Origin of the sequence: Lentilactobacillus dabitei (assembly GCF_019061365.1) — a bacterium.
Taxonomy (GTDB): Bacteria; Bacillota; Bacilli; order Lactobacillales; family Lactobacillaceae; genus Lentilactobacillus; species Lentilactobacillus dabitei.
This window is the reverse complement of the sequence record NZ_JAHPPD010000031.1, coordinates 20,404-28,702: the sequence shown is the minus strand read 5'-3', so window position 1 is coordinate 28,702 and position 8,299 is coordinate 20,404. Positions and strand designations below refer to the sequence as shown.

Here is an 8,299-nt window from a genome sequence, read left to right as displayed (position 1 = left end):
TAAGACCGGTACCCCAGGTGTTTACAACGTTACTTACCAAGTGGGTTCGATTACAAAGACCGCCAAGATCACTGTATTGGCCAATCAAACGGCTCTAAATGTTAAGGACCTAGCGCTACACGTTGGCGATACCTTTGCTAATAAAGATGCCTTCATTAATGCTTTGGATAAAGATGGCAACGCCGTTGACTTTAACAAAGTAACGGTTGGCGGTGATAAAGTTGATACCACCAAAGCTAGTACCTACACAGTTACCTACACCTATGCCGGAATCACTAAGACCGCTACGGTAACTGTTGCTGATAGTTTAGCTGCAATCTCAGCTCATGATGCCACGATCATTGCCGATACTCAAGACAGTTTCGATACTACTAAATTATTTGATTCAGCGACTAACCATGATGGCCAGCAATATACGGATTATAATGCAGCCAAAGCCGCTGGTTTAACGATTACCGGAACTGTTGATCCAACCAAAGTTGGTGACTATCCAGTGGAGCTGAGATTTGACGGCGTTACCAAAGATGTAACGGTTCACGTGGTTAAAAACCAGTCTGCGGTTAATGCGAAGAATATTGATCTTTATGTTGGCGATAATTATACCGCCAGAGATGGTTTCGTTTCAGCCAAATCAGCTGATGGCAGTGATGCAGACTTTAGTAAAGTGACGGTTGGTGGTGATAAAGTTGATACCAGCAAACCCGGCATTTACAAGGTGACCTACACTTACGAGGGCCAAACGGCCACTTCTGTGGTCACTGTCAATGCTGATCAAACCGCTTTGAAGACTGTGCCAACTATTGAATTAACTAATGGTGGTAGGTTTAATGCAAGTCAGGGCTTTATTTCCGCAACTACTAAGCAAGGTCAACAATTGAATTATGCTGATGTCGTTAAGCAAGGCTTACAGGTAACGGGCGCTGATTTTGATACCACTAAAGCTGGCACTTACACTGTCACTTATAGTTTCAATGGAAAGACTGCTACAACTAGAGTGATTGTCGATGCTGCTATCAATAACAATGGTGATAACAATGACGGTACTAACACTGGAATAGTTGTAACGCCAAGTAACAATAACAGTAGCGGCAATAGTAGCAATTCGAACGGTTCAAACACGTCAGGCAACTCAACGACGGTAACCAAACATCCAAGCACTCCCAATGTTGAAGGCTACAAGTCATTCCAGGTTTATAATAAACGGTCCATTTACCGTTACAAATCGGCCACGTTTAGCAAGAAGAATCGGATCAAAGGCTACAAACGAACACCACGTTATGAAGCAGCTAACTTTAGAGTGGTTGCTAAGGTAACCAATAAGCAAGGTCATGCTCGTTATAAGTTGTCCGATGGCAGCTACATCACTGCTAACAGCAAGTATGTTGCCTCACTTTACTGGCGATCTAAGCACGCAACAGTATATTCATATAATCCTAAAGGGTTGTATGAATATAAGGGGACTAGGTTTAACAAGAGAGACCGAACCCGATTTGTTAGACAAGGGACTAAACTACACGTTGCTGCTTGGTATAAGCGTTCTGATGGGATGAACCGGTTCAAATTAACCAACGGACGCTACGTTTCAGCTAACAAACAATTTAGTAGCATTGTTAAGCCCCATCGCTTAGGCAAATAAGTTGGTTTAAGATTTTTAATAATCACGAGAATAGTTGACAATTAACTTAGATTTTTTGTCAGGGATTCCGTCAGTTTGATAAAGAGGGGCCAAAACATGCCCCGCCAATCAATAAACTGAGACAAATCTTCCGCTTCCTTGGAAGATTTATCTCAGTTTTCTATTTAATTTAATCAAAAATATGATTTGAGCGGTATCCTTTAATCGACTGATTCATAGCAGGACTAGATTGCTTCTTCGACTCATAATTGGAATTTTGAAATTCAAAGAGAAAAATCACTAACGGGACAAGGGACATCAAAAATTATTTTCTTTTCATAATCTTAGTTAATCAGCGTCATTAATAAGTAAAAAAAGCACTGTGAGCCTTCAGCACCATATGACTAAACAATTTGAAACGCCAAAATCCTTTTACGCACATTTATCTAGAAATTTGATTATAATGTAATCATCTAAAAGGGAGGGTTACTAAAATCATGGAAATTTCACAGACTGATTTTGACATATTAGATGCTATTCAAACTGGCCGAGTTGGCGCCGGTACCTTGATTAACCACTTTGTCGATTATTGTGATAACGCAATTGGCGGCCATCCACAGCCACTTATTGACGCTGGCTTGATCAAAAGCGACGGCAAAACAGTTGATGGCTTGACCGATGCTGGGTTGGCTGCATGGAAAGACTACAAGACCAAGCACGAAGTCGATGAGTAATGTATTTGAAACTAAAATGAATGTTCAAAATACAAAAAGGGATTCAAACGTTGAGATTAGTAAACGTTTGAATCCCTTTTGAACTCACTAGCTGAACCATTAATTTGTTCGATAAACCCGAAAGACTTTAGTCACCTGATTTCCCGTTTGATCGGTGGCGGTGACGGTGAAATAGTTCGTGCCTAAATGTAAATTAAATGTTTGGTTAAAGTGATGTGCGTTGTGTGGGTTCGCAATTTTCTGGGATGGCAGCGGGTTAAACCCAGCGTCATTGTGTTCATGGAAAAGAAGATTGCCATTAATATCGAGGCGGCAGCCGTCAATGTTATCATCAACCGTGCCGCTTAACGTAAACTGACGGCTACTGGTCGTCACGTCGTAATGACCAGTTTGGTGATCCAAGATCGCTTGACGGTCTTGGTCAATCGTTAGCGTTGGTAATGTCGTGTCGACAATCATTTCCAAGGTTCCTCGGTATGAATGGGTCTTTTTCTTCGTTGTGTGAGTCAAAATGTAGCCAATGCCTCTTTGACTTGGTGATTGCAGTGGTATCTTGAATTGGAAATGACCAGTCTTGGTGAGATGAACGCGGTTTTGTGAACTGACCTCAGCTGGGTTCTTGAGAATGATCAATTTCGAATGAGCCCGTTTGACTTGGCCGGTGATCGTCAGGATATGGCTTGTGGCATTATAAACGTGGCTGTGAGCATTAATAATGGAGATGTTGTTATCGTTTAATCCATGAAAATGAATGCCCGGGGTTTTCATGAATCGGGTTGTCAAAGCATAAGGCTCTCGGCTTTGCATGACGGGGAGGTCGCTGGTTTGCTGATCCCAAAGTTGGTTTGAAAAAGGTCCCCGCGCCTTTGATTGACTTACCGATGGCTTCACTCTGATTGTCCGTTTGTTAGTGTTATCCGCTACATTGCTTAATGTCAGCTGAAGTTGGCCACCCTTCTTAGTCAATTGTTGCCGTTGTTTGGGTGGTAATCGGAAACGAATGGTACCCCGGTTGGATTTACCATGGTTGTTCAGGCCAACTCCAACAGGACTAGCGTGATTAATGCTTAATCTCAAGGCGGAATACGGGCCGAAACCAGCACCACTATCGGTGTACGCAGCACTAACGACTCCATTATGGTAGCTGGTTTTTAAAATCTTTGGAGCTATCATATCAACTTTAACCGGTAGATCAAAGAATTGAACTCGGTGGCGACCAGCATTAAAGTTAGTCGTTTTGAATTGATACGTATAACGGCCGTCGACAACCGGCGTCATTTTGCCAGTCGTTTGATTGAATACTTTCCCGTCCCAAGTGAACTTTTGAGGAGCCAACCGCAGCGAATCAGAAAGGGTTAGATCGTTGTTGTACGCAGCGCCGTCTTCATGAAATGACCTGGTCGTATTGGTCTCTTGGTCAACCGTTCGGATGACGTGGCCGGTGGCGTCTAAAATTTGAACTTTGACGGCTGCTAGATTCTGCTTGGCAAAGACGTATGGATTGACCGAATCGGCGTGCCCGTCCCCATTTGGTGAAAAGGCCACCTTTTGTGTCACAATTTTAGTTGGAATCTGGTCGGCAACCTTTGGATGATCGTTGATGTAACTGGCCAAAGAAGTTCGATCACCGAGGCCAAGTGGGGTGTTATGATTATCCAGCAAGTAGCCGCCCAAAAAAATGCTCCCGGATTGATTGGCAGGCTTGTCAATAACCTGTTCAACCGTTGAATCGCCGTAGTATCCATAATAAGGCACGGTTAAATTTTGACTATCATCGGCGGCTTTAAAGGTCACGTAGCATTCAACTTGCTTATTAGAAGGGGTTAAAGTGGCGATATTCAGGTTAAAATCAATCGTTTTGCTTTGCTGCGGTCTAAGTTCAACTGTATTGATGGAACTGGTTAAAGTAGCACCAACAAGGGGAAAATCGTGGGCGATTCCCACTCCTGATGATTTGAGGGTCCGGGTTTCGGTGGCTGGCGTCCCGGGATTGATCGTGTAAGTTTGTGGAGTACTGCCATGATTGGTTACCCGAACGGTAAAGTGGGCTTGATTGCCAATTTGATGCAGTGAAACGGCGCTTTGCCCAGAAGCTGTGTCGATCGCCGAACCGGCTAAATTGACGGCATTTTCAACGTTAACTTGGCCAGCACCCTGCTGCCGAGGAGAAACCAAGTTGCCAGGATAATGGCGATCATTCATTGGCTGCGCTGCGTTAATCAAGGAGACTTTAACTGCATCAACCAGTGCCTTTCCTTGAAGGTCGGGTTGAGTTTGAGTTAATTTTTGCATGACAAGCGCCGCTGATCCGGCAATGTATGGGGAAGCCATTGATGTACCGGTATCAGTTGTCAGCGTGTTATTCTTCCAAGTTGACACAATATTTTTTCCCGGGGCACTAATTTCTGGTTTGAAATCAAATTGTGGGGTGGGCCCCCAGCTTGAGATTGGATCCATGGCACTTTTGGCCCCCAGACTGGTATTCTCATCACCAACGGCCACGGCTTCGGCTGAAACGGCCGGGTTCGTGATGGTGCCAGTATTGGCTGGTTCGTAAGTTGTTTGATTTGAATTGGCGTCTTCATTGTTGTCTGTGAGAATACTACCGGCGTGACCATAGTTACTACCGGCAACTGCAACAAATATCCCATGATTGACCGCATAATGAATGGCGGCTTGTTCTTGATCAGTTTGCGACTGGTTGCCAATGACAATCCCCAGTGATAGGTTAATCACATTAGCTCCTAAATCAACGGCATCACGGATTGCGCGGGCAACGTCGTTGGGAAATTCATCATCAAAGCCACCAAATACCTTCATATTGAGTAGTTGAGCTTGAGGGGCCACCCCTTTGACGTAGCGCGAATTACTTTTGGTAGGGGAGCCGTTGGCAGCGACAATCCCAGCCACGTGTTGACCATGAAAGGAAGCTTGTTCGTCGGGGGCAGTATCATCGTTATTGTTGTTAACATAATCATACGCAAACGGAATCTTAGCACTCACATAGCGACCATAACCCCGGTTGGCGATAAATTGTTTGGCGGCGATTTTGGTGATTTTGGCAGTGGCCGGATCACTTAAGGTGAGATCATGGTGGGGCTGGATGCCACTATCAACAACTGCTACGACCATGCCTTGCCCTTGAAAGCCTTGCTGCCAGGCATCGACAACGTTTCCCTTGGTTAAGGAGGCTTGATTTGCAGGTGTAGCGGTTTGTCTGGTACTGGCAAAGATCTTTTGGCGGTTAACCAAATTTGTGGCGGGGGAAAAATTGATAAGGCTATAGCCAAAAAGGGCGACTAACATGACTGCTAGTCCCTTAATGGGTCTCTTTAAATGAATGAATAGCATAAAATCACTCCTGAATTTAGCAATTACTGCTTTAATTGGAAGGCGTGGTTATTCTCAAACAACTTGCCTATTTGAAGAAGTAAATCTTCGCGACCTTTTCTGGCGATAAATTGAATACCGAGTGGCATACCATTTTTACCAACGTAGGTAGGCAAACTGATTGCCGGTTGGCCCGAAATGTTTGCCAACTGGGTAAACGGCGACAGGGTCAATGCTGGCAGCCATTGATCCCAAATAATCTGCAACTGTTCAGTTGGATTGAAACTGTCGATATTGATGAGTTTAGCCATATTTTCATTAGAAACCAATGGGGTGTTGATCCTCGGTGCCTGCTGAGCCGTGGTGGGGGTTAAGTAGAGATCAAACGCCTGCTGGAATTCGTCCATATCACTGGCAACGGTATCCCAAAAACTCAATGCTTGACTATACTGAATGGCCGTGACTGAGCGGCCAGTGACAGCTAGTGCCCAAGTTAATGGTTCAACATTCTGTTTGATCGTTTCATCTGACAAGTGCATGTTATTAAATAAGGTGGCTGTTTCACCGGCATTCATCACGTAATAACTCTTCATTAAACCAATGCCATCGATTGGGGCGTCGGCAGCTTCCACGCTGAAACCGGCAGTTTGAAGGAATTGGACAGCGTTTAGAACGGCTTGCTCTGCTTCATCAGAGACCGGTGTTCCAACTGGTGATTGAGTGGAGTAGGCGATATGCAAGTCTTTTGGTAACTTGTCCAGTGACTGGGCGAATGGCTGAATTGGCTTTGGAACTTGGAAGGGAGCAGCCATTTGAACGGTTGTTAACGCGTCTAATAAATTAGCGGTATCGGTGATCGTTCTGGTAATTGCAAAATTAATCGAAGCGCCTTGCCAGCCACGCCATTCAATCGGTCCGGTTGGAACTCTTCCTCGGGTTGGCTTCAAGCCAATGGTTCCAGAAAATGAAGATGGGATTCGAATAGAACCTCCACCATCATTGCCAGCAGCGATTGGCAGCCAGTTTGCCCCAACAGCTGCAGCCGAGCCACCAGAAGAGCCCCCGGGTTGAAAATCAGTATTCCAAGGATTGTGAGCATTGCCATAAAGTTTGGAGTCAGTCACATTCTTAAAGCCAAATTCGGGCGCATTGGTTGCTCCAACCGGAATCAAACCGGCGTTAATCAATGATTTGACAAAATTGTTTGTCAGGGTTGCCTTGTGATCCTTCAATAGCTCGGAGCTTCCAGTATCCGGTTCGTCTTTGAAATATTGACCGAGCCCCTTCAAGAGGATTGGAATCCCCGCGAACTTTTGGCCAGTATCATGGAATTGGGTTGCCATTTTTCGGGCGCGGTCCGGCCATACATTGGTAACCGCATTTAAACGATCATTATCGGCACTAATTGTGCTGATTAATTGATTGACCAAATCCAGTCGATCCAGTTGGCCGGCTCGGATCATCTTTGACAAATCAGTTGCGGAATAGTTTGATAAATCAGTATTTGCCATTTGCGACTCCTTTCTGCGTTGTTAGCGCGCTCAATTAAGCCAAATGAGTTTCAAAATCAATGAAATCTTGTGGAATGGGGGCAACAATTGTTTTAAGTTCTTTTGTAAATGGAAGTGGTAGTTCAACTTGCCACGAGTGTAACATCAAACCAGTGCAGCCATCATTTGCATTATACAGCGGATCTCCAACCAAGGGGTGACCAAGGGCCTCAAAATGGACGCGAATTTGGTGAGTGCGCCCGGTTTCTAGCTGAATTTGGACCATTGAGTAATCACCCGATTGTTTGATGAGGTGATAGTGGGTGATTGCCCGAGCACTGCCTGGACCACCTACTTTTCGCTTTCGTTTATCATCGGGATCACGACCGATGGGGAGATCAATGGTTCCTTTGGATGGAAGCCCGGTTCCTTCAACCCATGCCAAGTATGTCCGCTTAATCGTTTTCTCACGGATATTTGCGACCAAGATAGGCACCACCACCGGATTCTTTGCAAAGAGGATGGCCCCACTGGTTTGCTGGTCCAATCGGTGAATCATGTAGGGCACGGTTCCTTCGGTCTGCAGGTAAGCTGCTAAATGATTGATTGTCGCGCCAATTTCCCCCGGCTGATTGGGATGCGTTTTATCCCCGCGGCGTTTATTGATGACCAGCAAGTTGGTGTCTTCATAGACAATTTCAACGCTGGCAGCTGAATCTGGTTGAACATGAGGAAACGGATTGGCAAAATCGGCTGGCGTAAAAGTGAGCTGAATTTGATCACCAGCTTTAACCGGAAAATTGACGGGTAAATACTTGCCATTGACCAGCACCCGTTCGGCGTGGCGAATGCTGTAAACAAGGTGTTTGGGCAGCTGCCAATAATTATTCAATAGTGTTTTGAGAGCTTGGCCGTTCATGACTGGGGGAACGGTTTCTTTAAAGGCCCAATAAGGTTTACGGTTCATGCTTTTCCTCTTCTAAGCCAAAAAAGACTGAGACAATCGGCGCTTTGATCCCAGAATGGACTGAAAAGAACCAATTATTCCTAACTTTTTGGAATAGTTGGTTCTCTTTGTTAAATAACTCGGGTCAACCGGATGGCAAAGCCTTTTTTAAGTTAACCATCAA

At 45.0% G+C, this 8,299-nt stretch carries 5 protein-coding genes; 2 read left to right on the top strand and 3 right to left on the bottom strand.

The window, feature by feature from the left end; all coding sequences use genetic code 11:
- A partial coding sequence (locus tag KTE19_RS06390) for a bacterial Ig-like domain-containing protein (protein WP_217341887.1) occupies positions 1 to 1,636 on the top strand: 1,636 nt, incomplete at its 5' end.
- Positions 1,637 to 2,112: 476 nt separating this feature from the next.
- A complete protein-coding gene (locus KTE19_RS06385) occupies positions 2,113 to 2,349 on the top strand; it encodes a hypothetical protein (RefSeq protein WP_217164522.1) in 237 nt (78 codons plus the stop codon).
- 99 nt (positions 2,350 to 2,448) lie between these two features.
- Here KTE19_RS06385 and KTE19_RS06380 read toward each other — a convergent pair whose 3' ends face one another.
- Genes KTE19_RS06380 through KTE19_RS06370 form a run of 3 tightly spaced genes read right to left on the bottom strand, consistent with a single transcriptional unit; the run spans position 2,449 to position 8,136 of the window.
- The gene (locus KTE19_RS06380) at positions 2,449 to 5,700 is read right to left on the bottom strand and encodes a S8 family serine peptidase (protein WP_249778605.1); all 3,252 of its coding nucleotides are present in this window, start codon (positions 5,698 to 5,700) and stop codon (positions 2,449 to 2,451) included.
- Between the two features lie 23 nt (positions 5,701 to 5,723).
- Positions 5,724 to 7,190: an amidase family protein gene (locus KTE19_RS06375; RefSeq protein ID WP_217341886.1), complete on the bottom strand. Its 1,467-nt coding sequence runs from the start codon at positions 7,188 to 7,190 to the stop codon at positions 5,724 to 5,726.
- A 34-nt stretch (positions 7,191 to 7,224) separates the two neighbouring features.
- Positions 7,225 to 8,136: an RluA family pseudouridine synthase gene (locus KTE19_RS06370; protein ID WP_217164527.1), complete on the bottom strand. Its 912-nt coding sequence runs from the start codon at positions 8,134 to 8,136 to the stop codon at positions 7,225 to 7,227.
- Between the last annotated feature and the right edge of the window lie 163 nt (positions 8,137 to 8,299).

Bases quoted from the DNA above. Each gene is read 5' to 3' on its own strand.
- KTE19_RS06385 (WP_217164522.1), top strand. From the start codon at position 2,113: ATGGAAATTTCACAGACTGATTTTGACATATTAGATGCTATTCAAACT.
- KTE19_RS06380 (WP_249778605.1), bottom strand. From the start codon at position 5,700: ATGCTATTCATTCATTTAAAGAGACCCATTAAGGGACTAGCAGTCATG.
- KTE19_RS06375 (WP_217341886.1), bottom strand. From the start codon at position 7,190: ATGGCAAATACTGATTTATCAAACTATTCCGCAACTGATTTGTCAAAG.
- KTE19_RS06370 (WP_217164527.1), bottom strand. From the start codon at position 8,136: ATGAACCGTAAACCTTATTGGGCCTTTAAAGAAACCGTTCCCCCAGTC.